Annotated in this window: 18 protein-coding genes; 10 read left to right on the forward strand and 8 right to left on the reverse strand. The window is 44.8% G+C overall.

Annotation, left to right across the window (positions count from 1 at the left end; genetic code table 11):
* Positions 1-65: 65 nt before the first annotated feature.
* The 7 genes from panC to sfsA all read right to left on the reverse strand — a co-directional run bounded on the left by panC (position 66) and on the right by sfsA (position 6221).
* Positions 66-956, reverse strand: a complete 891-nt coding sequence (gene panC / locus L3V35_RS16845) for a pantoate--beta-alanine ligase (RefSeq protein ID WP_065205139.1) — start codon at positions 954-956, stop codon at positions 66-68.
* 8 nt (positions 957-964) lie between these two features.
* A complete protein-coding gene (panB, locus tag L3V35_RS16850; RefSeq protein ID WP_054547495.1) occupies positions 965-1759 on the reverse strand; it encodes a 3-methyl-2-oxobutanoate hydroxymethyltransferase in 795 nt (264 codons plus the stop codon).
* Positions 1760-1781: 22 nt separating this feature from the next.
* Positions 1782-2267, reverse strand: coding sequence for a 2-amino-4-hydroxy-6-hydroxymethyldihydropteridine diphosphokinase (gene folK, locus L3V35_RS16855; protein ID WP_237300308.1), 486 nt, complete (start codon positions 2265-2267; stop codon positions 1782-1784).
* A complete protein-coding gene (gene pcnB / locus L3V35_RS16860; protein ID WP_065205138.1) occupies positions 2264-3619 on the reverse strand; it encodes a polynucleotide adenylyltransferase PcnB in 1356 nt (451 codons plus the stop codon). Before pcnB ends, folK begins: the two co-directional genes overlap by 4 nt.
* A gap of 183 nt (positions 3620-3802) precedes the next feature.
* Positions 3803-4678 (reverse strand): tRNA glutamyl-Q(34) synthetase GluQRS, encoded by an 876-nt coding sequence (gluQRS, locus tag L3V35_RS16865; protein WP_054547497.1) that lies wholly within the window; start codon positions 4676-4678, stop codon positions 3803-3805.
* A 199-nt stretch (positions 4679-4877) separates the two neighbouring features.
* Positions 4878-5324: an RNA polymerase-binding protein DksA gene (gene dksA / locus L3V35_RS16870; RefSeq protein WP_017073117.1), complete on the reverse strand. Its 447-nt coding sequence runs from the start codon at positions 5322-5324 to the stop codon at positions 4878-4880.
* 135 nt (positions 5325-5459) lie between these two features.
* Positions 5460-6221 (reverse strand): DNA/RNA nuclease SfsA, encoded by a 762-nt coding sequence (gene sfsA, locus L3V35_RS16875; protein WP_054547498.1) that lies wholly within the window; start codon positions 6219-6221, stop codon positions 5460-5462.
* Positions 6222-6315: 94 nt separating this feature from the next.
* Between sfsA and hrpB the strand changes: the two genes are divergently transcribed.
* The 10 genes from hrpB (at position 6316) to L3V35_RS16925 (ending at position 23062) form a co-directional block, all read left to right on the forward strand.
* Entirely contained in the window at positions 6316-8754 is a 2439-nt protein-coding gene (hrpB, locus tag L3V35_RS16880; protein WP_237300358.1) for an ATP-dependent helicase HrpB, read from the forward strand.
* Positions 8751-11150, forward strand: a complete 2400-nt coding sequence (mrcB, locus tag L3V35_RS16885; protein ID WP_237300309.1) for a penicillin-binding protein 1B — start codon at positions 8751-8753, stop codon at positions 11148-11150. The genes hrpB and mrcB overlap by 4 nt, the downstream gene beginning before the upstream one ends.
* Positions 11151-11188: 38 nt before the next feature.
* Positions 11189-13513, forward strand: coding sequence for a patatin-like phospholipase family protein (locus L3V35_RS16890; protein WP_054547501.1), 2325 nt, complete (start codon positions 11189-11191; stop codon positions 13511-13513).
* Positions 13514-13785: 272 nt separating this feature from the next.
* Positions 13786-16374 (forward strand): bifunctional aconitate hydratase 2/2-methylisocitrate dehydratase, encoded by a 2589-nt coding sequence (gene acnB, locus L3V35_RS16895; protein ID WP_054547502.1) that lies wholly within the window; start codon positions 13786-13788, stop codon positions 16372-16374.
* A 254-nt stretch (positions 16375-16628) separates the two neighbouring features.
* On the forward strand, positions 16629-16997 hold the full coding sequence (locus tag L3V35_RS16900; protein ID WP_237300310.1) for a YacL family protein: 369 nt from the start codon (positions 16629-16631) through the stop codon (positions 16995-16997).
* Between the two features lie 259 nt (positions 16998-17256).
* Positions 17257-17595, forward strand: a complete 339-nt coding sequence (gene glnK, locus L3V35_RS16905; RefSeq protein WP_004738200.1) for a P-II family nitrogen regulator — start codon at positions 17257-17259, stop codon at positions 17593-17595.
* Positions 17596-17622: 27 nt separating this feature from the next.
* A complete protein-coding gene (locus L3V35_RS16910; protein WP_017088370.1) occupies positions 17623-18852 on the forward strand; it encodes an ammonium transporter in 1230 nt (409 codons plus the stop codon).
* A gap of 297 nt (positions 18853-19149) precedes the next feature.
* Entirely contained in the window at positions 19150-20163 is a 1014-nt protein-coding gene (locus L3V35_RS16915) for a Fe(3+) ABC transporter substrate-binding protein (protein ID WP_054547503.1), read from the forward strand.
* 245 nt (positions 20164-20408) lie between these two features.
* The gene (locus L3V35_RS16920) at positions 20409-22034 is read left to right on the forward strand and encodes an iron ABC transporter permease (protein WP_017091574.1); all 1626 of its coding nucleotides are present in this window, start codon (positions 20409-20411) and stop codon (positions 22032-22034) included.
* Positions 22034-23062, forward strand: coding sequence for an ABC transporter ATP-binding protein (locus L3V35_RS16925; protein ID WP_237300311.1), 1029 nt, complete (start codon positions 22034-22036; stop codon positions 23060-23062). The genes L3V35_RS16920 and L3V35_RS16925 overlap by 1 nt, the downstream gene beginning before the upstream one ends.
* Positions 23063-23214: 152 nt before the next feature.
* Here the strand turns inward: L3V35_RS16925 and L3V35_RS16930 are convergent, their stop codons facing one another.
* On the reverse strand, positions 23215-24627 hold the full coding sequence (locus tag L3V35_RS16930) for a phosphoglucomutase/phosphomannomutase family protein (RefSeq protein ID WP_237300313.1): 1413 nt from the start codon (positions 24625-24627) through the stop codon (positions 23215-23217).
* Between the last annotated feature and the right edge of the window lie 33 nt (positions 24628-24660).

Genomic DNA, 24660 nt, shown 5'->3' on the forward strand with positions numbered 1-24660 from the left:
AGACAAAGAAAAAGGTCGATATTACATCGACCTTTTTTATGTCTTGCGTTCAAGCTAGAGGCTGATTACTCCGCCGTTTCTTCTTTCACTTCTTCTTTAGTTTCCGTTACCAAATCGAGAACTTGGTTGTCGATAAGACGCGTCTTACCTAGGAAAGCTGACATCAGGATCACGGCTTGTGTGGATTCTGAAGTGATAGCTTGCAACGTCTTAGCATCGCAAATGAAGATTTCATCGGGTTGAAGATCGGCTGCACGAAGCTGGTCTGTCGCATCTTCAATAACAGATGCGTAGTCATCACGACCGCCACGAATTGCGCTGCTGACCCAACGCATAGTACGCGCTAGAACAGGAGCTCGTTGACGCTCGTCAATCGTTAGGTTGCTATTGCGAGAGCTCATTGCCAAGCCATCCATTTCACGAACGGTCGCTACGCCGACAACTTCAATGTCTAACGCTAAATCTGTTGTCATCTGGCGAATAACAGCAAGTTGCTGAAAGTCTTTCTCACCGAAGCATGCAAAGTTTGGCTGAACGATATTAAACAGTTTAGTGACAATCGTTGATACGCCGCGGAAGTGACCTGGACGAGACGCGCCTTCAAGCATGTGAGATATGCCTGGAACTTCAACAAACGTCTGTTTATCTAATCCATCTGGGTACATGACTTCTGGTGTCGGTGTAAACACGAGCTCAACACCTTCGGCTGTTAACTTACTTAAATCAGCTTCTAACGTACGAGGGTAGTTGTTCAAGTCATCGGTACGATCAAACTGCATCGGGTTAACAAAGATGCTTACCACAACAATGTCCGCCAGTTCACGAGCTTTCTTGACCAGAGTCAGGTGACCTTCATGCAGGTTTCCCATTGTCGGGACAAAAGCAACCGTACGTCCATCACGCTTAAACTGTTTAATCTGCTCACGAAGAGCCGCTATTTCAGCAAAAGTTTGCATAGTTACTCCTAAGCGATTGTATGAGCATCATCAGGGAAACGTGCGCTCTCTACTTCTTCTTTGTATAGAGCGACGGCTTTACGCATATCACCTGTTTCAGCTAGGAAATTCTTAGAGAATTTCGGCATGTAGTTCGCAGAAATACCGAACATGTCATGCATAACCAGGATCTGACCATCGGTAACATTACCTGCGCCGATACCGATAACGGGTACGTCACAAGCTTCTGTAATTCGTTTTGCCAATGAAGCGGGTACACATTCAAGGAGAACGATTTGAGCACCTGCGTTTTGTAGTGCTAGAGCGTCAGCAACCATTTTGTCGGCTTGCTCGTCGTCACGACCTTGTACTTTGTAACCACCAAAAATGTTCACAGACTGAGGCGTTAAGCCTAAGTGTGCACATACTGGTACTGCACGCTCTGTTAGCATCTTCACAGTATCAACCAACCAGCTTCCGCCTTCGATTTTTACCATGTTCGCACCAGCACGCATCAATGTTGCTGCGCTCTCACAGGCTTGCTCTGGCGTTGCGTAGCTCATGAAAGGCATGTCAGCCATAAGAAGACAGTTTGGGCTACCTGCACGCACTGAGCGAGTATGGTAAGCAATGTCTTCAACGGTTACTGGTAATGTGTCGTTATGGCCTTGTAGAACCATACCCAGTGAGTCACCGACAAGCAGAACTGGCATTTCTTGGCTTTCGAATAACTGAGCAAAGCTCGCATCATAAGCTGTCGACGTCGCGAATTTACGGCCTTCACTTTTGCATTTGATCAGGTCGTTAATGGTTACTTTTTTCATTGGTTTTCCTTAATGCGCTTGGCTATTGTTGCCAAACATTGAGCCTGTTCTTATCAACTGTTTTGAGTAGTTCTGTCAGCTCAGTCCCATCAGGGAGTTGTAAACTTGGTGCGATTTCAGCAAGCGGGTAAAGTACAAACTCTCGTTCTTTCATTCCGTAATGAGGAACGATTAAGCGCTCTGAATCGATCACCTCATTGCCGTATAACACAATGTCGAGATCCAAGGTTCTTGGCCCCCAACGCTCGTCTTTACGGACGCGCCCTTGTTCTAGCTCGATCTTTTGAGTGCAATCAAGTAGTTCAATTGGCGTTAATTCGGTTTGGATTGCTACTACCGCGTTGATGTAGTCAGGTTGGTTTTGCGGCCCCATTGGAGTGCTACTATATAGCTGAGAGGTCGCAACAAACGTTGATCGCGGTAGGCTTTTTAGCGTTTCGATAGCCAAGTTTGCTTGGCTAACTGGGTCGGCAAGGTTGCTGCCGACCGCAATATAAGCCGTTATCATTCGGACTGCTTACTCTTTTTATTTCGGTAAGTCTTACGGCGACGATGGCCAGATTTTGATGGTGCTGCAACGTCGTTAGCCATCGCTTGACGCATGTTGCGGCCTGCGGTCTGATAACGCTCCCACCATTTTGCTAGTTCTTTGGTTTCGCCACCCTCAATCTCGCCACGCATTTCTAGGAAGTCGTAACCAGCACGGAACTTATTTAGTTCCATAAGACGAACGGCACGTTTACCGTTACGACGAGGCAGTCGCAATTGCAGTTGCCAAACTTCACGAACGGTCGCCGTGTGACGACGAGGAATAGCAATAGACTTAACTTGTTGGTCAAGAATGATGTTGCTCGCTTCCATGATCGCATCGTAATGCGCCATACCCTGTTCAGCGACAAGCTTGTCTGCGAGCTTGTTCATTGGGTACCAAAGAATCGCTGCAAACATAAATGCAGGGTTTACTCGCTTGCCATCTTCTATGCGAAGGTCGGTTGAGTCGAGTACTAAGTCAAGCATCTGCTCTGTATGAGAGTCGTAACCTTCAGTGAAGTGCTCTGCAATTGCAGGGAACATCTGTTGGAACAGATTGTATTCACGCATTAGGTGATAGGTTTCTAAACCGTGACCTGATTGAAGTAATTTCAGAGACTCTTCGTAAAGGCGCGCTGCTGGGATATCTTTTAGCAGGTGTGCCAGCTCTTCGATAGGGTCTGCTGTATCTTCTTCAATATCGAAATCCAGTTTAGCGGCGAAGCGCATTGCGCGAAGCATACGTACCGGGTCTTCACGGTAACGAGTTTCTGGATCGCCAATTAAGCGGATCAGCTTGTCTTCTAAATCTTCCACACCACCCGCGTAATCGTGAATGCTGTAGTCTGCAATGTTGTAGTACATCGCATTAATAGTGAAGTCACGACGCTCTGCATCTTCATCAACATTGCCGTACACGTTATCGCGTAGCAACATGCCTTCATCAGATTGCGCAGAAACGTTTTTCGATGGCTCTTGGTGGTGGCCACGGAAAGTTGCCACTTCAATGATGTCACGACCAAACATGATATGTGCTAAGCGGAAACGGCGGCCGATAAGGCGACAGTTTCTGAAGAGGTTTTTGATTTGTTCTGGTGTTGCGTTGGTCGCAATATCAAAATCTTTTGGCTGTGAGCCTAATAAGATATCGCGAACACCACCACCGACTAGAAATGCGTCAAAACCCGCACCATTCAGGCGATATAGCACTTTTAGTGCGTTGTCGCTGATCTGCTTGCGTGAAATATTGTGCTCTTGACGAGTATATATATTCAGAGCTAATTCGTGGAATCCGCGTTGTTCGCTTGAGGTATTGTCGTTTGTATTCATTAGTTTAGAACAAAGTAGGTATCGCCAACTTTGTTTTTCTCTTAGTCCAAAGTGGTAGTGCAGAGTATAATTGCGGCTAATGATAGCTTAGCGCGAGCCATTTGAGAACATCGTCTGCTTAACCACTGCTGTTGGTTATGGCATTTTTATGTGTCGTTTTTGCTATTTGCCGTTAGTTTTGAGTTAATCGCTGTGCTCTTTTTGTAAACTATCAGGTAACTGGCTGACGTTCCATTGCTGAGTTCCCCATAACAAAATCTCATCCATTGAAGCCTCACAGAGGGCATGCGGGATACCAAAACCTAAGAATCGCATAGCGTCGAGCAGCGTTGGTTTTGGGTTGTCGAGATCGATCGCGGTGGCATGGTTCTGTTTTGACAGTTTATTCCCCAAGCCATCGGTTGCCAATGGTAAGTGCAAGTAACTCACGGTTTTTTGCTTGAGTGTCTTATACAAACTGATTTGTCGACCTGTAGGCTCTATCAGGTCGGCGCCTCTTACGACTTCTGTTACCCCTTGATCGATGTCATCAAGGACAACCGCCAAGTTATAGGCAAACAATCCATCTCTGCGTTTGATAATAAAATCTTCTTCAGCTAATGCTTTAGGGATTTGAATCGTGCCGTGACGAACATCGTCAAAAGACTCGACTGGAAAGTCCATGCACAAGCGCACGGCTTGTTCGCCTGAATCAACCAAACCTGCGTTTCGGCAGTGACCATTATAAAACCCACCCAAAGACTTTATCTGCTTGCGTGTGCATTCACAGTAATAGGCTTGCTTGTCAGCGACCCATTGATCAATTTGAGCTTGGTAAAGGTTATGGCGTTGGCTTTGATAGACGACTTCGCCATCCCAAAATAGGTGGTAAGCCTCAAGCGTCTTAAGAATGAGGTCTGCAGCGCCGGCCATTTCTCTTGGTGGATCGAGGTCTTCCATGCGAACTAACCATTGTCCTTGGTTCGATTTCGCTTGAAAGTAGCTACCAAGAGCAGCAACAAGTGATCCAAAATGAAGAGGACCTGACGGTGATGGTGCAAAGCGCCCGATATAATTCATAAGTGAAAAACCTAATCTTGATGGTACCGCAGTAGCCGATTCTTAAGACGTTTATCTATTGCTTTGGTTCGTTTAGTCATCGTATTAATACGTAAAAACAAGCTAAAGCTGTTGATTTGTTATCAAAATCTTGAAATATCCAGCTTGGATAACAAACAAAAAAGGGAGCCAAAGCTCCCTTTCTTTACATCCGCAAGAATTAACCTTGCATCTGTTTCTCTTTGATCTCTGCAAGTGTTTTACAGTCAATACAAAGGTCAGCAGTTGGACGAGCTTCAAGACGACGAATGCCAATCTCGACACCGCAAGAGTCACAGAAGCCGAAATCGTCTTCTTCGATCTTGTCTAGTGTCTTCTCAATTTTCTTGATAAGACGGCGCTCACGGTCACGGTTACGTAACTCTAGGCTGAATTCTTCTTCTTGAGAAGCACGGTCAACTGGGTCTGGGAAATTTGCTGCTTCGTCCTGCATGTGGTGCACAGTACGATCAACTTCTTCCCTGAGCTGGTTGCGCCAAGCTGCTAAAATTTTTGTAAAATGTTCCGTTTGCTCAGGTGACATGTATTCTTCACCTGGTTTTGCTTGGTACGGTTCAACACCTGCGATGGCTAGGATGCCTAGCGCTTTTTTCTTAGATTCTGGCATACAGCATCTCCTATTTACACCTAGTCAACTGCAAAGCAGCTAATTTTAAGGCGGGTATCTATAGCAGAAAGAACGAATGGTGGCAAATACTCTTGCTCAAACTTGCAATCAATGTGAATAGTTCAGCATTTTTGCTTAGCTATTGATAAATTCAACAGCTTGTTTTAGTTGTATTTGAGTACTGCTGAGCTCTGCTTTATAGCAAAGCACTTCAACACCAGCGTCTTGTGCTTGTTTTAGTAATAACGAATATTTGGCGTCTATATGGTGTGCCGCAGACACTTTTTCAATACCTGAATGCAAAACAGTGAATAAAAGTACGGCTCTATTTCCAGATTCGACCATTTCTGTGAGTTCACGCAGATGTTTCTGGCCTCTGGTGGTGACCGCATCAGGGAAAAAGCCTTGCCCTTTGGTTGACGCTTGTTGTTTAGTTGATATTTGTTGCTTAGTGGACGTTTGTTGTTCATCGAGCAAAGTGACGCTTTTTACTTCGATATAGCAAGGTGGCTTTTCGTTATCTTCAAGCAGAATATCAATTCGACTATTCTCACTGCCATATTTCACTTCGGTTCGTAACGCGTTATAGCCTAAGAGTTCAACTATAGTATTATTTTCAATTGCTTCCACTGCCAACTGGTTTGCTCGCGCAGTATTTACACAAATACGGTGACCTTTGTCTGTTTCTGAGATCTCCCAGCTGTTTGGGTATTTTCTTTTTGCATTATCGGATGTTGAGTACCACACCGTATTGCCAGGGGTAGCACATCCCGTCATTGCTCCAGTGTTAGCGCAATGAATAGTACGTTCGCTGCCGTCTGGAAGTTGGATGTCAGTGAGAAAACGTTTATAGCGTTTAATAAGAGTCGCTGGCTCTAATGGAGGATTGAAGTGCATATTACTTATTTAGACAGGTAGGTTTTTATGTACAATGTTGCCAACATTACACCACAAGGTTCTCCCATTGCCACAACTGCCCATAGAAGCTGTGATGCCAGATCTGCTCGCTGGCGTAGAAACACATTCTCAACTTATTCTAAAGGCCGCTCCCGGTGCGGGTAAGTCAACGTTTTTCCCTCTGCAGTTGGTTAAAACCAATGCCGTTAAAGGGAAGATTATCATGCTCGAACCTAGGCGTTTGGCGGCAAGGAATATCGCAACTTACTTAGCCAGCCAATTGGGAGAAAAAGTGGGAGAGAGCATAGGTTTTAGAGTTCGTGGTGAATCTAAAACCAGCAGTGCGACTCGCTTGGAAATCGTCACTGAAGGGATTATGACGAGAATGATCCAAACCGACCCTGAATTGACTGGGGTTGATATGGTGATCTTTGATGAGTTTCATGAGCGCAGTATTCATGCAGATACCGCGCTGGCCTTTAGCTTAGAGATCCAAGAAGCACTGCGTGATGATCTAAAAGTGGTGGTGATGTCGGCAACCTTAGATCAACACGCGCTGCAAACTTTGTTGCCTGATGCCAAGTATGTTGAATCACAAGGGCGAACTTTCCCAGTTGACTTCCGTTATCAGCCATTAGGCTCGAATGAATATTTAGCCCCTAAGATGGCCAACGTGATTCGTTCTCTGATGGAGAAACAGTCAGGCTCACTTTTGGCTTTCTTGCCGGGTGTCTCGGCGATAATACAAGTGGAATCTCAACTAGAACAACTCGCCAGCGATATCGATGTTTGTCCTTTGTACGGTCAGCTCTGCTTCCCTCAACAACAAAAAGCGATCGCGCCATCAGAGAAAGGGCGCCGAAAAGTAGTGTTAGCCACCAATATCGCGGAAACTTCTTTGACGATTGAGGGGATTCGCTTAGTTGTTGATTCGGGATTGGAGCGAGTAGCAAAGTTCGATCTTAAAACCGGCATTACCAAACTTGAGCAAGTAAAAATATCACAATCCTCAGCGGAACAAAGAGCGGGTCGTGCAGGGCGAATCGAAGAGGGCTTGTGTGTTCGCTTGTACAGTGAAACACAGTTGGTGCAACAACCATCCGTTCCAGAACCTGAAATACTTCATTCCGATCTCTCTTCGCTGGTGGCTGAATTGACGCAATGGGGAGCAAGCCGTGCCGATGAGCTTCATTGGTTAGATGTTCCGCCACAGGCATCGATTGAGCAAGCGACAGAACTGTTACAAGAGCTTGATTTATTAGATAGTAATGGGCAATTTACTCCAGTCGGAAAGCAAGCCCAGCGCTTAGGTATTGAGCCACGGGTCGCCAGTATGCTGATCAAAGCGCAGCAAAACAGCCAAGCCTTGTTGAATGTCGCAATTGTCGCTGCCGCTTTGCTCGAAGAACCTGAACGTAACGTGACGGATATTCAACACTCGTTGCATCGACTTAAGCAAAGAAAGCACTCGAAAAACAGTGTTGTGATGCAGCGAGCGAAAAGTCTCGCCAGCAAACTCAAACATCACTTAGATTTGTCACAAGTTGACGAATCATTGCTACCATTAGTGCTTTGTTTTGCCTTCCCAGACCGAATTGCACAAGTGAGAAGCGCAACCAGCAGTGCTTTCCTTCTTGCGAATGGCCACGGGGCTGAGGTTCGTGACGATGATCCATTGGCGAACAATGACTATATCGTAGTGATTGATTTGATGCGCAGCACAGGGCGAGCCAGTCAGATTTTCTTAGCCACCGCCGTTGATATTTCGCAGCTAGAAGCTGAATTCCCAAAACTGTTTGTGCGTTCAGATTACGCCGATTGGGATGAGAAACGTGGCCGCTTAGTGGCAGAGCAGCGAGTGTCTTTGGGCAAGTTGATTATCAGCACCAAAGCTTTACCGGAGCCTGATGTGAATCAGGCGAGCAAAGCGCTACTCAATTATATCGCTCGATGCGGACTGGATCGCTTACATTGGACCCCTTCGGCTAAACAGTTTGTTGAGCGTGTACGCTGTGCAGAGCTTTGGATGCCTGAACATGATTGGCCAGCGATGGATGATGCGAGCTTAATTGAACATATTGATGAGTGGCTTTCGCCGTATTTGAATGGCATTAAATCAGCTAAAGGGCTATCGAATGTGTCGACTGAGCAAGCTTTGTCGGCGTACCTTGGCTGGCCTCTGAATCAAGAAATTGATCAATGGCTACCTACGAATTACCTGATGCCAACGGGCAGTAAGAAGTCGATTCGATACCAATATCTATCTGAGCCAATGATCTCTGTTCGAATGCAGGAAGTCTTTGGTGAGCAAGATTCACCCTTGATTGCCCAAGGGCGTAAAAAGGTGGTGCTTGAGTTGCTTTCTCCTGCGCAACGACCACTGCAAATTACTCAAGATTTAGCTGGCTTTTGGGCTGGCGCGTATAAAGATGTTCAAAAAGAAATGAAAGGCCGTTACCCCAAACATCCTTGGCCGGATGACCCTGCTAATCATGTAGCAACCACTAAAACTAAACGACAGTTGAACCGATGATGACCAAAATGTTAACGCCAAAAAAGGCACCACCTAAAAAAGCGCCAGCAAAGAAGTCACCAGCGACCAAAGCCAAGCCTAGAAAGCCAAGAGCAGCAGCGAAAAAGACTAAACCTAAAGCTAAGTCGTCTGGTAAGAGAGGTTGGTTGAAGATCCTGTGGGGCATTTCTTGGAAAGTGGGCCTAGCGCTCGCCGCATTGCTGTTGTTCGTCGGTATTTATCTTGATTCTGTGGTCAAGCAACGTTTTGAAGGTCAGCTGTTTGATTTGCCAACCGTGGTTTATGCGCGAGTGCTGGACCTGTCTCCGGGAACTCAGGTGAGTTTGGTGCAGGTTAAGAATGAGCTGGATGTACTCAATTATCGTAAGGTGAACGCTCCTCGTCACCCTGGCGAATACTCTTCTTCCTCAACCAAGATTGAAATGATTCGTCGCCCGTTCGAGTTTGTCGATGGACCGGAAGCGGATCGTCATGTGATGCTGCATTTCAACGGTAACGAGTTAACTCGTATTCAGTCGCTAGAGAAGAAAGGCGACATGGGGTATCTGCGTGTTGAACCAAAAATGCTTGGCATGCTTGAAAAAAGTAGCGATGAGCAGCGTCTGTTCTTAAAACGTAATCAGTTCCCAGAGGTGATGGTTGATGCATTGCTGGCAACCGAAGACCGAAATTTCTATCAGCACGATGGGGTATCGCCACTGGCAATCGCTCGTGCGATGGTGGTCAATGTAAAAGCAGGGCGAACCGTACAAGGTGGTAGTACGTTGACGCAACAGTTGGCAAAAAACCTGTTCTTATCTAGCGAGCGCACATTATGGCGTAAGGTTCGCGAAGCCTATATTGCACTTATTTTGGATCATCGTTACAGCAAAGACCGCATCTTAGAAGCCTACTTAAACGAGGTTTATCTTGGGCAAAATGGTGGGCAAGCGATTCATGGCTTTGGATTAGCATCTCGCTTGTATTTCGGGCAACCGATTCAAGAACTCCGAATCGACCAACTAGCACTGCTGGTCGGTATGGTCAAAGGACCTTCGTATTACAACCCGGTTCGTTACCCTGAGCGAGCTAAGACTCGACGAAATTTGGTTCTACGTTTGCTGATGCAACAAGACATATTGACGCCGAAACAGTACGAAGAAGCCGCAAGCCGAGACTTGGATATTCAAGATAACCCACGCATTGCGAGCCGTCAGCCCGCTTACTTCCAGCAAGTCAATATTGAGCTTAAGAGATATGTCGGTGATCGATTTGAAGCACAGAAAGGCATTCGAGTATTTACCTCTCTGGATCCGGTGTCCCAAGATAAGCTAGAAAAGTCGATTGCTCGTAAGGTGCCTGATTTATCTAAAACTGCAGGTAACAAGCTAGAGGCTGCTGCTATTGCAGTGGATAGAAATACTGGTGAAATTCGTGCGATGGTCGGTGGTAAACGCACTGGCTACGATGGTTTCAATCGAGCCTTGAATGCGAGTCGTCCTATTGGTTCTTTGGTTAAACCAGCAATCTACTTAACCGCATTAGAGCAACCCCAGAAGTACACATTGGCGACAACCTTGATGGATACTCCACTAAGCTTGAAAGGCAGTAAAGGCAGCGTATGGAGCCCAAGAAACTTCGATCGCAAGTTTCGCGGAGAGGTGCCTTTGTATGTGGCGCTTTCTAAGTCTTACAACGTACCAACGGTTCGCTTGGGCATGCAGTTAGGTATTGATAGCGTGTCGGATACGATTGGAAAACTGGGTGTCGATAAAAACGAAATTCGCCCAGTGCCATCGATGTTTTTGGGTTCATTCTCATTGACCCCATTTCAGGTAGCGCAGATGTACCAAACGATTACCAACTCTGGCCGTATAGCACCTTTGTCTGCGCTTCGTTCAGTGGTTGATAACGATGGTGAGGTTTTATATCAGTCGATCCCTCGTGTATCACAAAGCGTTGACCAGCAAGCAGCTTGGTTGACAACTTATGCCATGAAACGTGGTGTGTCGGAAGGTACTGGACGTTTCCTACAAGGTCAGTTTGCATGGGCAGGATTAGCCGGTAAAACGGGTACCAGTAATGACAGCCGAGACAGTTGGTTCGTGGGTGTTGATGGTCGTGAAGTCACTACCATCTGGCTAGGACGCGATGATAATAAGCCGACTAAACTTACGGGCTCTAGTGGTGCGTTACGTGTCTATGCCGATTACTTGAAACATCGAACTCCAGAGCAGTTATTGTTGCCTTGGCCGAATGGCATTACGACGGCAAGTTTTACTCGGACTTCTGAAGGGGCTTTAGAGTTTGACTGTGACGGTAAGGTTAAACTGCCGGTTTGGGATGAGAATGGAAACATTAAAAAGGGTTGTGAAAGTCAACCAAAACAGTGGCTAAAAAAGCTTTTTCAATGGTAAAGTCGTAAAAGAAAAGAATAACAAGGATAGTTTAAAGAATGATTTCTCGTTGGATTGTGAGCGGCTTAGGCATTGTCGGTACTGTGATCAGTTTTCAGCTGTTTGCATCTACTGTGACACCGGTGGAGCAATCTCAGCAAGCTCATAAAAGACCAACCGTTGCTGTCGTGCTTGCTGGTGGAGGGGCCAAAGGAGCGGCTCACATTGGGGTGCTTAAAGCCTTAGAAGAGATGCAAATTCCGGTTGATTACATTACCGGTACCAGTATGGGCGCTTACGTTGGTGGTCTTTATGCGACAGGGATGAGCGCAGATGAGATCGAGAGCTTTATTTATACGGTGGATTGGAATCGTGGCTATCGCGATCGCGTTAACCGTAGTGATCGCCGTGTGCGTGACAAAGAGTATGAAGACCGTTATCAACTGAATACCGACCTCGGTTTAGGTTGGGGTGAAATCAAAGCCAGAAAAGGTGTGGTTCAAGGCCAGAATATGTTGCGTATTCTGCGTGAGACCACAGGTAACTTATCTCCACTCGATTCTTTCGACAACCTCGCTATTCCATATCGCTCTGTTGCAACCGACATTATCGATCTTGAAGAAGTGGTCATCGACCATGGTCATCTTGTTGATGCGATGATGGCGAGTATGTCGGTACCCGGCGCGCTTCCTCCTTATGAGGTTGATGGACGAATGCTGGTTGATGGTGGTGTCACCAATAACATGCCAGTGGATGTTGCTCGAGCAATGGGAGCCGACATCGTTATTGCCGTTGATATCAGTACTAACTACAAAAGCAAAGAAGACTTTACTAACTTTTTAGCCGCAGCAGACCAACTCTCTAATTACCTTGTTCAACGCAGTACTCAAGAGCAAGCCGCTACGTTAACAGACGATGATTTTTTCCTACGTCCTGATGTTGGGCAAATGGAGACCACAGAGTTCGATAAAATGCCGACGGCTTATCATGCAGGATACGAAGCAACAAGGCAGTATACGGATCAGCTCTCTAAGTTGTCGCTCTCGAATGCGGACTACCAACACTATATTGATGATAAACAGAAAGCTCGAAAGCAGCTCAAGCATGGTGATAAAACGGTGGTGGATAAGGTCGTTATCAATAATAACACCCACTATTCAGATAAGTTGATTGCCAATCGTTTGAACCTCGATTCTGGCAAAATCCTTAAAACCAGTGAAATTGAATCTCAGGTTAAAGACCTCTATGCGCTCGACCGTTTTGAATTGGTCACCTATGAATTTGGAAATGTAGACGGTGAAGATCAACTGCAGGTAGATGTAAATGAAAAATCATGGGGTCCTAATTACCTCAACTTTCGATTTTATCTTGAAGATGACTTTGCAACCGAGAGCCAATATTCAATTGGTATGTCGGCTAATTTTACGGATATTAACTCGCATGGCGCAGAGTTAAGAACGAATGTAGAAATGGGCACTGATAAGCTCATTGAGGCTGAGTTATATTCTCCTTTTTTCTCAAGCCAGAAGTTATTTACATCGGCATCACTTGTTTATAGCAATCAGAAGAGAAACTTACCCGCCAATATTGACGATATCGAAGAGCCCACTCTTGACGTAACTAAAGACTACTTACCAATGACTTATCAAGAGTATATTGGTGAACTGGCATTAGGTTACCAGCCAACATTGTGGCAAGAATTTAAAGTGGGGGCTCGATACACCGATGGTGATGTTGAGGTAGCCTCGTTACCGTCTTTAGGTAGCGGTGGATATACACGTATTGGTGGGTTTATGAGTTATCGATTGGATACCTTAGATAACTTCAGTTTGCCAACCAAAGGGTATTTCGTTGATCTGGAGTATCTCGTTTCCCATGATGATTTTGATAATGACTCTTCTCTTGCTGATTCTGAATTTAACTCTGAAAGCGATACGGTTTATGAGATTTCAGCTAATTTCATGGCGGCGCAGAGTATTGAAAAGCATACTTTAGTCGCAAAGTTCGATTTTGGTATGGTAGAGAGTAAAAATTCCGTGTTCCCTATTGATCCAAAGGAGCTTGGAGGCTTCTTAAATTTATCGGGAATACCAAGAAATAGTCTTATTGGGCAAAACTTGGCGTATGGCAGTTTAATTTATCGCTATAAATGGTTTGAAAATGATTTTGGCTTGTTTAAGTCACCGTTCTACGTGGGTGCGTCCATTGAGCATGGTGGTGTATGGTCGAATAATGATTTGAACATTGACGAAGCGCCAATGTTCACCGCTGGTTCGGTCTTTGCCGGAGTCGACTCCCCATTAGGGCCGATTATTTTGGCTTATGGTAGAACCGAAGATAATTACGACTCGGTCTACTTAATTATTGGAACGTCTTACAAATAAACATGCGTGGGATAGCTCTTTTTCCGACTAAATAGGCAAAAATCGTAGGACTTTCGTCTTAACTTGCTATGTTGGTCAAAATGATAAGATTTTAATTTAACGTTAAATTTGCTATTCTACCGCCCACAGTTTGGCCTCTATGATGCCGCTCATCAATACAAATTGAATGACAAAAATGGCAATGGAGAGCCAAGTTTCCAAGGATGTTCACTTCTTTATTTTACTAATAATTATGAAGATAAGAAGTGAACCGCAATGAGAGGAAAAAAGTCGTGCTTGAAGCCTACCGTAAACACGTCGAAGAACGTGCTGCCGAGGGAGTTGTTCCAAGACCACTAGATGCTGAGCAAGTCGCTGGCCTAGTTGAACTTCTAAAGAACCCACCTCAAGGTGAAGAAGAATACCTTCTTGACCTACTAGAAAACCGAATTCCACCAGGTGTAGATGAAGCTGCTTACGTTAAAGCGGGCTTCCTAACTGCTATCACTAAAGGTGAAGTTGAATCTCCACTAGTAAGCAAAGCAAAAGCTGCGGAACTACTTGGCACAATGCAAGGTGGTTACAACATCGAATCTCTAGTTTCTTTGCTGGATGATGCAGAGCTTGCTCCTATCGCTGTTAAAGCGCTTTCTCATACTCTACTGATGTTTGACGCATTCTACGATGTAGAAGAAAAAGCAAAAGCAGGTAATGCTTCAGCACAACAAGTGCTTCAATCTTGGGCTGATGCTGAGTGGTTTACAGCTAAAGACAAAGTAGCGGAAAAAATTACCGTTAAAGTATTTAAAGTCACTGGTGAAACGAACACCGATGACTTATCTCCAGCGCCAGATGCATGGTCACGTCCTGATATCCCAGTACACGCAAAAGCGATGCTGAAGATGGAACGTGATGGTATTACTCCTGATGAGCAGGGTCACGTTGGTCCAATTACTCAAATTGAAGAAATGCAAAAAGACGGCATTCCACTGGCTTACGTTGGTGATGTTGTTGGTACTGGTTCTTCACGTAAATCAGCGACAAACTCAGTACTTTGGTTCATGGGTGAAGATATCCCATTCGTACCAAACAAGCGTACTGGCGGTGTTTGTCTTGGTGGTAAAATTGCTCCGATCTTCTACAACACAATGGAAGACTCAGGCGCGCTACCAATTGAGCTGAACGTACAAGACATGAACATGGGTGATGTGATTGATATCTATCCTTATGAAGGTGTTGTTCGTAAAGACGGTGCAGATATCTCAAGCTTTGAGCTAGGCAAAGTACTTCTAGATGAAGTGCGTGCTGGTGGTCGTATTCCACTGATCATTGGTCGTGGCTTAACGGGCCGTGCTCGTGATGCTCTAGGCCTAGCTGAAACCGATCTGTTTGCTAAACCAATCGATCCTTCTGCTTCTGATAAAGGCTACACGTTAGCTCAGAAGATGGTAGGTAAAGCGTGTGGCGTTGAAGGTGTGCGTGCGGGTCAGTACTGCGAACCTAAAATGACAACAGTAGGCTCTCAAGATACTACGGGTCCTATGACACGTGATGAGCTGAAAGATCTAGCTTGTCTTGGTTTCTCTGCGGATCTTGTGATGCAGTCTTTCTGCCACACATCTGCATACCCGAAACCAGTTGATGTAAACACTCACCATACACTGCCTGATTTCATCATGAACCGTGCGGGTGTTTCACTTCGTCCGGGTGATGGTGTTATCCACTCATGGCTAAACCGTATGCTTCTGCCTGATACTGTTGGTACAGGTGGTGACTCGCATACTCGTTTCCCTCTAGGTATTTCATTCCCTGCAGGTTCTGGCTTAGTAGCATTTGCTGCAGCAACAGGTGTTATGCCTCTTGATATGCCTGAATCAATCTTGGTTCGCTTTAAAGGTGAAATGCAGCCGGGTATCACGCTACGTGACCTTGTACATGCAATTCCTCTTTACGGTATCAAGCAAGGCCTACTGACTGTTGAAAAAGCTGGTAAGATCAATGAATTCTCTGGTCGTGTACTAGAGATTGAAGGTGTTGACCACCTGTCTGTTGAGCAAGCATTTGAACTTTCAGATGCATCTGCTGAGCGTTCTGCTGCTGGTTGTACTGTTAAGCTTTCTCAAGAGTCTATCGAAGAGTACTTGAACTCGAACGTCGTTATGCTTAAGTGGATGATTGCTGAAGGTTACGGTGATGTTCGTACTATCGAGCGTCGTATTACGGCAATGGAAGAGTGGCTAGCGAAGCCTGAGTTGCTTGCTGCTGATTCAGATGCTGAATACGCTCATGTTATCGAGATTGACCTTGCTGACATCGATCAGCCAATCCTATGTGCACCAAACGATCCAGATGATGCTCGTCTTCTTTCTGACGTTCAAGGCACTGAGATTCAAGAAGTGTTCATCGGTTCTTGTATGACCAACATCGGTCACTTCCGTGCTGCAGGTAAGATGCTTGAAGAGTTTAATGGCTCTTTGAATACTCGCCTATGGGTTGCTCCGCCAACTAAGATGGATAAAGACCAACTGACAGAAGAAGGCTACTACGGCATCTTCGGTCGTGCTGGGGTTCGTATTGAAACTCCGGGTTGTTCATTATGCATGGGTAACCAAGCTCGTGTTGCTGATGCTTCGACGGTTATGTCGACGTCTACTCGTAACTTCCCGAACCGTTTGGGTAATGGTGCGAACGTTTATCTAGCTTCTGCTGAGCTTTCTGCTGTTGGTGCGATTCTTGGTCGTATCCCAACTAAAGAAGAGTACTTAGCGTACGCTGAGAAGATTAATGCAACCGCTGCAGATACATACCGTTACCTGAATTTCCATAAAATGGGTCAGTACACGGAAAAAGCAGACACTGTTATCTTCCAAGAGCCTGCGTAAGCGGTTAATGGATTGCGATAAAGTGCCTACTGCGCTGCAGTAAAGCACTCGCTGCTAATACAACGCCTTCTCTTTGTGAGAGGGCGTTTTTGTTTATGCGCGTTGCTGGTGGTTTGTTCTTGGTGATTTGTTCTTGGTGGTTTAGTGCAGCATTAAACACACTCGATCTCTCGTAGACTTAGCTATATACTCTCGCCTCATTTTTGCTACTACCTATTTATTGAACCTTCTTTTTATTAGAACTTTGGAGCCTTATGGAATTCGAATTTACTAGAAGCACTCTAATGGGTGAATACTATGTGAAATGCAGCATGGGCCATGAGATTGTTGGCCGCTGGCTTCAAGAAGAGATCGGGAAAGATAAGCAGAAACTGGATCATGTGATGGCGTTGATTGAACAATCTCGACAGGATCTGAGTAATGAAGTGACGCTGCTTGGCAAAGAGATCAGCCTTGCTATCAATGAAGATGACGTAACGATTCAGGAAAACGTGTTAGCGCATGAGCAAGAGATGGAAGAGGGCAGTGAATTCGACTTCTATAACTGTGAAAGCCAAGCAAGCTGTGGAATCGATGATTTCGAGCGACTTATCGAACGCTGGATGGACTTTCTAGGCTATTAAGGTCTAACTTTCTACTCGCTAGTTAGCCCCTATTCTTGAGTCATTTAGAGCTTTGAAGGCTTGGTTGCCCAAAACTGGAGCAACAATAGCGCAACGCATTAAGATAGTGAAAAGGCCGCACCATATTGGTGCGGCCTTTTTCGTTTTTATGACCTTACCATTTACATATTATTTAAAATCAATAACTTAACATTTTGGCACGCTACTTGGATTGTAATAAGAGAATTAACGGATTAAGTGAAGAATTTAAGGAACGAATATGAAATTAATAAATGCCATTGTTAAGCCATTCAAATTAGACGATGTACGCGAAGCGCTCTCTGATGTGGGTATTGAAGGTATGACAGTTTCTGAAGTGAAAGGTTTTGGTCGTCAGAAGGGACACACTGAATTGTATCGTGGTGCGGAGTACCAAGTGGATTTCCTACCAAAAGTGAAGCTAGAGATTGCTACCCAAGCTGAAAACGTTGACCGAGTTGTTGAAGCGATTAGCCAAGCAGCACATACCGGAAAAATCGGTGATGGCAAAATTTTTGTGTATGACCTAAGCCAAGCCGTACGTATTCGTACTGGTGAAATGGATGCTGAAGCACTTTAAAGAATTACAAGGACTGGAGACTTTAATATGGAACTTACGACAACAGTAATGGAACTACGTTACGCACTAGACACTTTTTTCTTCCTCATTTCAGGTGCGTTGGTCATGTGGATGGCAGCAGGCTTCGCAATGCTTGAAGCTGGCCTAGTTCGTTCAAAGAACACCACAGAAATTTTAACTAAGAACATTTGTTTATACGCTATTGCTTGTACGACTTTCTTAGTGGTTGGCTACAACATTATGTACGTAGATAACGGTGAAGGTGGTTGGTTACCTTCATTTGGTACTTTAATCGGTACTCAAGGTGAAGGCGCAGACCATTCACTAGAATCTGACTTCTTTTTCCAAGTTGTGTTCGTTGCAACGGCAATGTCGGTCGTTTCGGGCGCAGTGGCTGAGCGTATGAAGCTTTGGTCATTCCTTATCTTCTCTGTGGTTCTAACTGCGTTTATTTACCCAATGGAAGGTTACTGGACTTGGGGTGGTGGCTTCCTATCAGAAGCAGGCTTCAGTGACTTCGCAGGTTCAGGTATCGTGCATATGGCTGGTGCTTCGGCTGCGCTTGCTGGCGTATTGTTACTCGGTGCTCGTCGAGGTAAATACGGTAAAAATGGTGAAATCTACCCAATCCCTGGTTCAAACATGCCGTTGGCAACATTAGGTACGTTCATCTTATGGTTCGGTTGGTTCGGCTTCAACGGCGGTTCTCAGCTAATGGTTTCAGACTTTGAAAACGCGACAGCGGTTGGTCAGATCTTCCTTAACACCAACGCAGCAGCAGCAGCAGGCGCAATCGCAGCATTACTAGTATGTAAAACAACTTGGGGTAAAGCAGACTTAACAATGATTCTTAACGGTGCGTTAGCTGGCCTAGTAGCAATCACTGCGGACCCTCTATCACCATCACCTTTATTTTCTGTAGCGATTGGTTCGGTATCTGGTGCCTTGGTTGTATTCAGCATCATTGCTCTAGATAAAGTGAAGATTGATGATCCAGTGGGTGCTATCTCAGTTCACGGTGTATGTGGCTTCTTCGGTCTAATGGCTGTGCCTCTAAGCAACGCGGATGCAACGTTTGGTGCTCAACTATTGGGTGCAGCAGTAATCTTTGCATGGGTATTCGGAGCTAGCCTAGCGGTATGGGCAGTGCTTAAAGCAACAATTGGTATCCGTGTAACCGAAGATGAAGAACTAGAAGGTATGGACATGCACGATTGTGGTGTTGGCGCTTACCCTGAATTTGTATCAGTAAAGTAATCAAAGAATAAAGCTTAATGTAGACAAAGAGTAAGCTAGTCTAAGAAACCCCATAACCATTGGTTATGGGGTTTCTTGTTATCTATGTCTAAGCAACAATGATCTCTCAAGAGAGAGTGAGCGAGTATTTTGAATAGGAGATGACATGAATATCCCCTGAAATACATTGTTACAAAAGTGCGAGCTTGATGGTGCTGAGTAGACGAATTTTTTGTCGGACATCATTGTAATTATGTTACTGATGAATATAATAACGCAACTGATATAGATTATCATTTCGATATAAAGGATTTTACAATGAAAAAACTGCTAACACTTTCAGCTCTAGCGTGTAGTGTGATTGCCCCGACAGCAATGGCTGCGGAAGAAGTGAACGTATACTCTTACCGTCAACCTTTCCTAGTTGAGCCTATGTTCAAGGAATTCACGAAAGAGACTGGCATTAAAGTAAACGTTAAGTTTGCTAAAAAAGGTTTAGCAGAGAAGTTAGCTCAAGAGGGTGAATACAGCCCAGCTGACGTTGTATTAACTGTCGATATTAGTCGTTTATCTGAACTAACTAAACAAGGTCTAGTTCAGTCTGTTGAAAGTGATGTACTTGAAAAGAACATCCCTGCTCAGTACCAAGATACTGCTAACGAGTGGTTTGCTCTAACAACTCGTACGCGTAGCGTTTATTCTTCACGTGACCGTGTTGGTCGTCTAGGCGAAGAGTTCACTTACGAAGATCTAACTAAGCCTGAATTTAAAGGCAAAATCTGTACTCGTAGCGGTAAGCACCCATACAATGTTTCTCTAGTATCTTCGATGATCGCTCACAAAGGTGAAGCTGAAACGAAAGAGTGGCTAGAAGGCGTAAAAGCAAACCTAGCACGTAAGCCTCAAGGTAACGATCGCGCACAAGTTAAAGCGATTAAAGAAGGTCTATGTGATGTTGCTCTTGGCAACAGCTACTACCTAGGTAAGATGGTTAACGATAAAGAGCAAAAAGCTTGGGCTGACTCTGTTTACATTAACTTCCCTAACCAAGAGACAACAGGTACTCACGTGAATATCTCTGGTATGGCAATGGCTAAATACTCTCCAAATGAAGAGAATGCCGTTAAGCTAATGGAATTCCTATCTGGTAACACAGCGCAAAGCATGTACGCAGAAGTAAACTACGAATACCCAGTGAAAGCAGACGTTAAACCTTCTGAGCTTGTTGCTTCATGGGGTGAATTCAAAGCTGATACAATTTCTCTAGACCAGATCGCTGAACACCACGCAGCAGCAATCAAGTTATTAGATGAAGTTAAGTTCGATCTTTAATTTATTACTGTAGGCTTCGGCCCAAGTAAAATGACAACCTCAAGTCACCATTTTCGGTCACTTGGGGTTGTTTGTTTTTGGAAAATCACTTTTTGATACAAAGCTCGTCGTTGATCCCTTGAGTTATTAGCATCTCACCTTGAAGTCGTTACAGTATATGGGTATAAATAACCCCACCATTAAAAGGATATGAGATGTATTTGCAAATGCATTTGTGTTTCATTAAGCCTCGTTGTAGTTAGGCGATGAAAGAAAAGAATTATTTATGGAACACCAGTAGCGGCATTATTGCAGTATTGCTGGTTTTACCGATCTTAGCGATTTTTACGACGGCTGTTGGAGAAACAGATGAGCTATTTTCTCATCTGATGTCCACAGTGATGCCCACCTATGCTTACAATACGGTGGTTTTAGTCATAGGAACCATGTTCCTGTCTTTAGTTTTTGGTATTCCGTCTGCTTGGATTATGGCAATGTGCCGTGTGCCGGGTGAGCGTGTTTTACAGTGGGCACTGGTACTGCCATTAGCTATGCCTGGCTATATTGTCGGGTATATCTTTACCGATTGGTTCGACTTTGCAGGCCCTGTTCAAGTGCTACTGCGAGATCTGACTGGGTGGGGGCCCGGTGAGTATTGGTTCCCGGATATTAGAACCTTATCGGGTGCCATTATTGTTTTGTCCCTCGTTCTTTACCCGTATGTTTACTTGTTGTGCCGCGCGGCATTTATGGAGCAAAACGTCTCCTTATTGCAATCCGCTCGGTTGCTAAAATGTTCACCTTGGGAAAGCTTTCGTCGTATTTCTTTACCGCTTGTTCGTCCTTCTATGGCGGTAGGTCTATCGCTTGTCGCAATGGAAACCATCGGTGATTTTGGTACCGTGAGTTACTTTGCTGTCAACACCTTAACGACAGCGGTTTACGATACCTGGTTAGGTTACTCAAGTTTAACGGCTGCAGCGAAAATATCGGCAATTATGCTGGTTATCGTGATCCTACTGTTGAGTTCAGAGCGCTATAGCCGTCGTAAACAGAAACTGTTCCAGAATCAATTCAGCAGTCGTGAAGACTTTCGCTACGACTTGTCCGGTTGGAAAAAATGGTTGGCACTGTTCTGGTGTTGGGGATTAGTGTGCGTTGCATTCTTGTTTCCTCTCGGTCAGTTGATGATCTATGCCTACAAATACTTTGCGCAAAGCTGGACGCCTGAATTCAGAGAGTATGCGATTAACAGCCTTTATGTGTCAGTAGTCGCGGCGATTATTGGCGTTATCATTGCGATGATTGTGAATTTTAATCAGCGTGTTAGCCCAAGTAAGAAAAATCAGGCTTACATGCGTATTGCTTCGATGGGCTATGCCGTTCCAGGCACCGTGTTAGCGATTGGCGTGATGGTACCTGTTTTGTTTATGGATCACTTGGTCAATGACATCGCTAAAGTGATGGAGTGGGGACGACCTGGTTTGATCTTCTCTGGTTCCATGTTTGCGCTTATCTTTGCAATGGTCGTGCGTTTTTCTGCAGTGGCGATCGGCAGTATCGAAAGTAGCTTGAGTAAAGTATCTCCTTCATTGGATATGGCTTCTAAAACCATGGGTTGTAATACCAACCAGATGTTACGTCGTGTTCATTTACCTTTGATTAAACGCGGCGCGTTGATCGCGGGTTTACTGGTGTTTATCGAATCAATGAAAGAGCTAAATGCAGCTTTGCTGTTACGTCCTTTCAACTTCGAAACATTGGCGACCTATGTTTATAACTATGCCTCAGATGAGCACCTAGAGTTGGCGGCAATGCCTGCTGTATTATTGGTGTTGGTGGGTTTAATTCCTCTGATCATCGTTAACCGTTCTTTGGAGCAGAAACACTAATGAGTTGTGCATTATCAATTAAAGATCTGACTTGTAAATATGAGTCGCAAACCATCTTGGAATCGCTCTCGTTAGAAGTTGAGCATGGTGAAATTGTTTGTCTTCTTGGTGCCAGTGGCTGCGGAAAAACGACTTTGCTTAAGGCGGTTGCAGGGCTGCTTCCATTAAGTAGCGGAATCATGAGCTTGAACTGTCAAACCATTGATGATGGTGATAATTGGTTGCCACCAGAGCAACGAAACATCGGTATGATTTTCCAAGATTACGCTCTGTTTCCGCACCTAACGGTAAACCAGAATGTCGGTTTTGGCCTTAAAGATCTCTCTGAACAGCAAAAGAAAGAGAAAGTCCAAGAGATGTTGGAGCTGGTTCATTTAGATGAATTCGGTGACCGATACCCACATCAACTTTCTGGTGGTCAACAGCAGCGCGTAGCGATTGCTCGTTCTTTAGCATACAAGCCAGATTTATTGTTATTGGATGAACCTTTCTCAAACATCGATACTCAGGTTCGCCATGAGTTGATCTCTCAGATTCGTAAAATATTTAAGAAGCAGGGTGTGACGGCTATTTTTGTGACTCACAGTCGTGAAGAGGCGTTCGCGTTTGCAGATAAGATGGCAGTAATGAACCATGGTGTGATTGAACAGTATGGTTCGGCATCGGAGCTTTATTTCCACCCTTCGAGTAAGTTTGTTGCAGACTTTTTGGGCGGCGGCAGTTACCTCAATGCACAGCGTATCTCAGAGCTGGAGTTTGAAACCAGCTTGGGTGTAGTTGAAGCTAAACCACAAACGGAGATTGAATTTGGCAATGCGTGTGAGCTTCTTTTAAGACCACAGCATATCCAAGCTAGTTACGAACAAGACAGTGCTATTTCAGTACTAGAGCAGCAATTTATGGGCGATCACTGTCGTTATGTTATTGAAGCACATGGTCAAAAGCTATTGGCAACCTCGTCAGAAGCGCTTGAAGTTGGTATGCCGGTTAACGTAAAAGTGGATACCAAAGGCGTATTGGCGTTCTAATTAGGTACAACTCATAGTACCGCTAATTCTTGATGAACCATAAAAAAGCCCAGCACTTTAATCTAAAGTACTGGGCAAAAGCTCTTCATCTATAGGGGTTAACAAGGCAGTGATTTGTTAAGTCCCATACAAGACTGCTGCGCTCTATAAGCCTATAGAGAGAGGAAGTCTTTCACTTTTTGAAGAACATGTTCTGCAGTGTCTTTATCTTCCATTTCTGCGAAAATTCGTAGCAATGGCTCAGTTCCTGAGAAACGAGCAATCACCCAGCCGCCATTCTTGAAGTACACCTTGGCACCATCTTCATAGCTGACTTTTTCAATTTCGTATTCAAATTCAGGCAGTTGTTTTTCGACGTAGATCTTGGTGTAGAGCGCTTCCTTCTCTGAAGGTTTAAACTTGCAATCGCCTTCCGCCGTATACGCATAGCCATACTTAGAGTAAATCTCATCAAGCAGCTCAGACAGCTTCTTGCCTGTCACACTGATCATCTCAACCAGTAAGCTCGATGCGAACACGCCATCCTTACCTTTGATGTGACCTCGAATGGTTAAACCGCCAGAGCTTTCACCACCAATTAGTGAATCATCGGCTTCCATTTGAGAGCTGATATGCTTAAAGCCTACAGGAACCTCAAAGCTCTTCTCACCATGATCTGCCGCTACTTTGTCAAGCAGATGTGTGGTGGCGATGTTACGCACGACAGAGCCTTTCCAGCCTTTGTATTCCAATAAGTAGTAGTAAAGAAGCAGTAACACTTCGTTAGGGTGAATGAAGTGACCTTTCTCATCGATGATGCCTAAACGGTCGGCATCGCCATCGGTACCAATACCAATGTCATAGCCTTCTGCTGCCACCAAATGCTTCAAACGGTAGAGTGTAGCTGCATTAGGAGATGGCATGAGACCACCGAAATCTGGGTTTTTACCATCATTGATTACATCAACATCACAGCGAGCGCTGATTAACACGGTTTGCAGTGCGTTTTTCGCTACACCGAACATTGGATCGATCAGAACTTTTAGGTTGGCTTGTTTAATCGATTCAATATCAATAGCATTAATGATCGAGTCAACAAAGGCGTTCATCGGATTGATGATTTCAATTTCTTTGTCGTTCAATGCTTGTTCAAAATCGACTCTGACGACATCCTCACTGGTTAGGTTCGAAATTTGTTGTTCGATCTTTTCTGTGATGATCTCGTCTGCATCACGGCCACCTTCAATGAAGATCTTTATACCGTTATAGTCTGCTGGGTTGTGAGAAGCAGTAATACAGGCTGAGTAGACACATCCCATCTCTTTCGCTTGGAACATCACGATAGGAGTAGGTACGAACTTATCGATAAAGCTCACTTTGATGTTGTTGGCTGCCAATACTTCAGCAAACCAGCACGCGGCTTTATCTGAAAGGAAGCGGCGGTCATAGCCGATAACGAAGCCGTTTTTCGCTGCATCTTCATTATTGATGATGTTTGCCAGTGCTTGTGCCACTAAGCGGACGTTTTCTCTAGTGAACTCTTCACCAATAAACGCGCGCCAGCCGCCAGTACCAAATTTAATCATTAGAAAATCCTTTTAGTCTCACTATCTCAAGCC

The sequence above is a fragment of the Vibrio sp. L5-1 genome, from assembly GCF_021728315.1.
Classification (GTDB): domain Bacteria; phylum Pseudomonadota; class Gammaproteobacteria; order Enterobacterales; family Vibrionaceae; genus Vibrio; species Vibrio splendidus_K.

Excerpts from the sequence above, each read along its gene's own strand:
- panC (WP_065205139.1), bottom strand. The coding sequence starts at position 956 with ATGCAAACTTTTGCTGAAATAGCGGCTCTTCGTGAGCAGATTAAACAG.
- panB (WP_054547495.1), bottom strand. The coding sequence starts at position 1,759 with ATGAAAAAAGTAACCATTAACGACCTGATCAAATGCAAAAGTGAAGGC.
- folK (WP_237300308.1), bottom strand. The coding sequence starts at position 2,267 with ATGATAACGGCTTATATTGCGGTCGGCAGCAACCTTGCCGACCCAGTT.
- pcnB (WP_065205138.1), bottom strand. The coding sequence starts at position 3,619 with ATGAATACAAACGACAATACCTCAAGCGAACAACGCGGATTCCACGAA.
- gluQRS (WP_054547497.1), bottom strand. The coding sequence starts at position 4,678 with ATGAATTATATCGGGCGCTTTGCACCATCACCGTCAGGTCCTCTTCAT.
- dksA (WP_017073117.1), bottom strand. The coding sequence starts at position 5,324 with ATGCCAGAATCTAAGAAAAAAGCGCTAGGCATCCTAGCCATCGCAGGT.
- sfsA (WP_054547498.1), bottom strand. The coding sequence starts at position 6,221 with ATGCACTTCAATCCTCCATTAGAGCCAGCGACTCTTATTAAACGCTAT.
- hrpB (WP_237300358.1), top strand. The coding sequence starts at position 6,316 with ATGCCAGATCTGCTCGCTGGCGTAGAAACACATTCTCAACTTATTCTA.
- mrcB (WP_237300309.1), top strand. The coding sequence starts at position 8,751 with ATGATGACCAAAATGTTAACGCCAAAAAAGGCACCACCTAAAAAAGCG.
- L3V35_RS16890 (WP_054547501.1), top strand. The coding sequence starts at position 11,189 with ATGATTTCTCGTTGGATTGTGAGCGGCTTAGGCATTGTCGGTACTGTG.
- L3V35_RS16900 (WP_237300310.1), top strand. The coding sequence starts at position 16,629 with ATGGAATTCGAATTTACTAGAAGCACTCTAATGGGTGAATACTATGTG.
- glnK (WP_004738200.1), top strand. The coding sequence starts at position 17,257 with ATGAAATTAATAAATGCCATTGTTAAGCCATTCAAATTAGACGATGTA.
- L3V35_RS16910 (WP_017088370.1), top strand. The coding sequence starts at position 17,623 with ATGGAACTTACGACAACAGTAATGGAACTACGTTACGCACTAGACACT.
- L3V35_RS16915 (WP_054547503.1), top strand. The coding sequence starts at position 19,150 with ATGAAAAAACTGCTAACACTTTCAGCTCTAGCGTGTAGTGTGATTGCC.
- L3V35_RS16920 (WP_017091574.1), top strand. The coding sequence starts at position 20,409 with ATGAAAGAAAAGAATTATTTATGGAACACCAGTAGCGGCATTATTGCA.
- L3V35_RS16925 (WP_237300311.1), top strand. The coding sequence starts at position 22,034 with ATGAGTTGTGCATTATCAATTAAAGATCTGACTTGTAAATATGAGTCG.
- L3V35_RS16930 (WP_237300313.1), bottom strand. The coding sequence starts at position 24,627 with ATGATTAAATTTGGTACTGGCGGCTGGCGCGCGTTTATTGGTGAAGAG.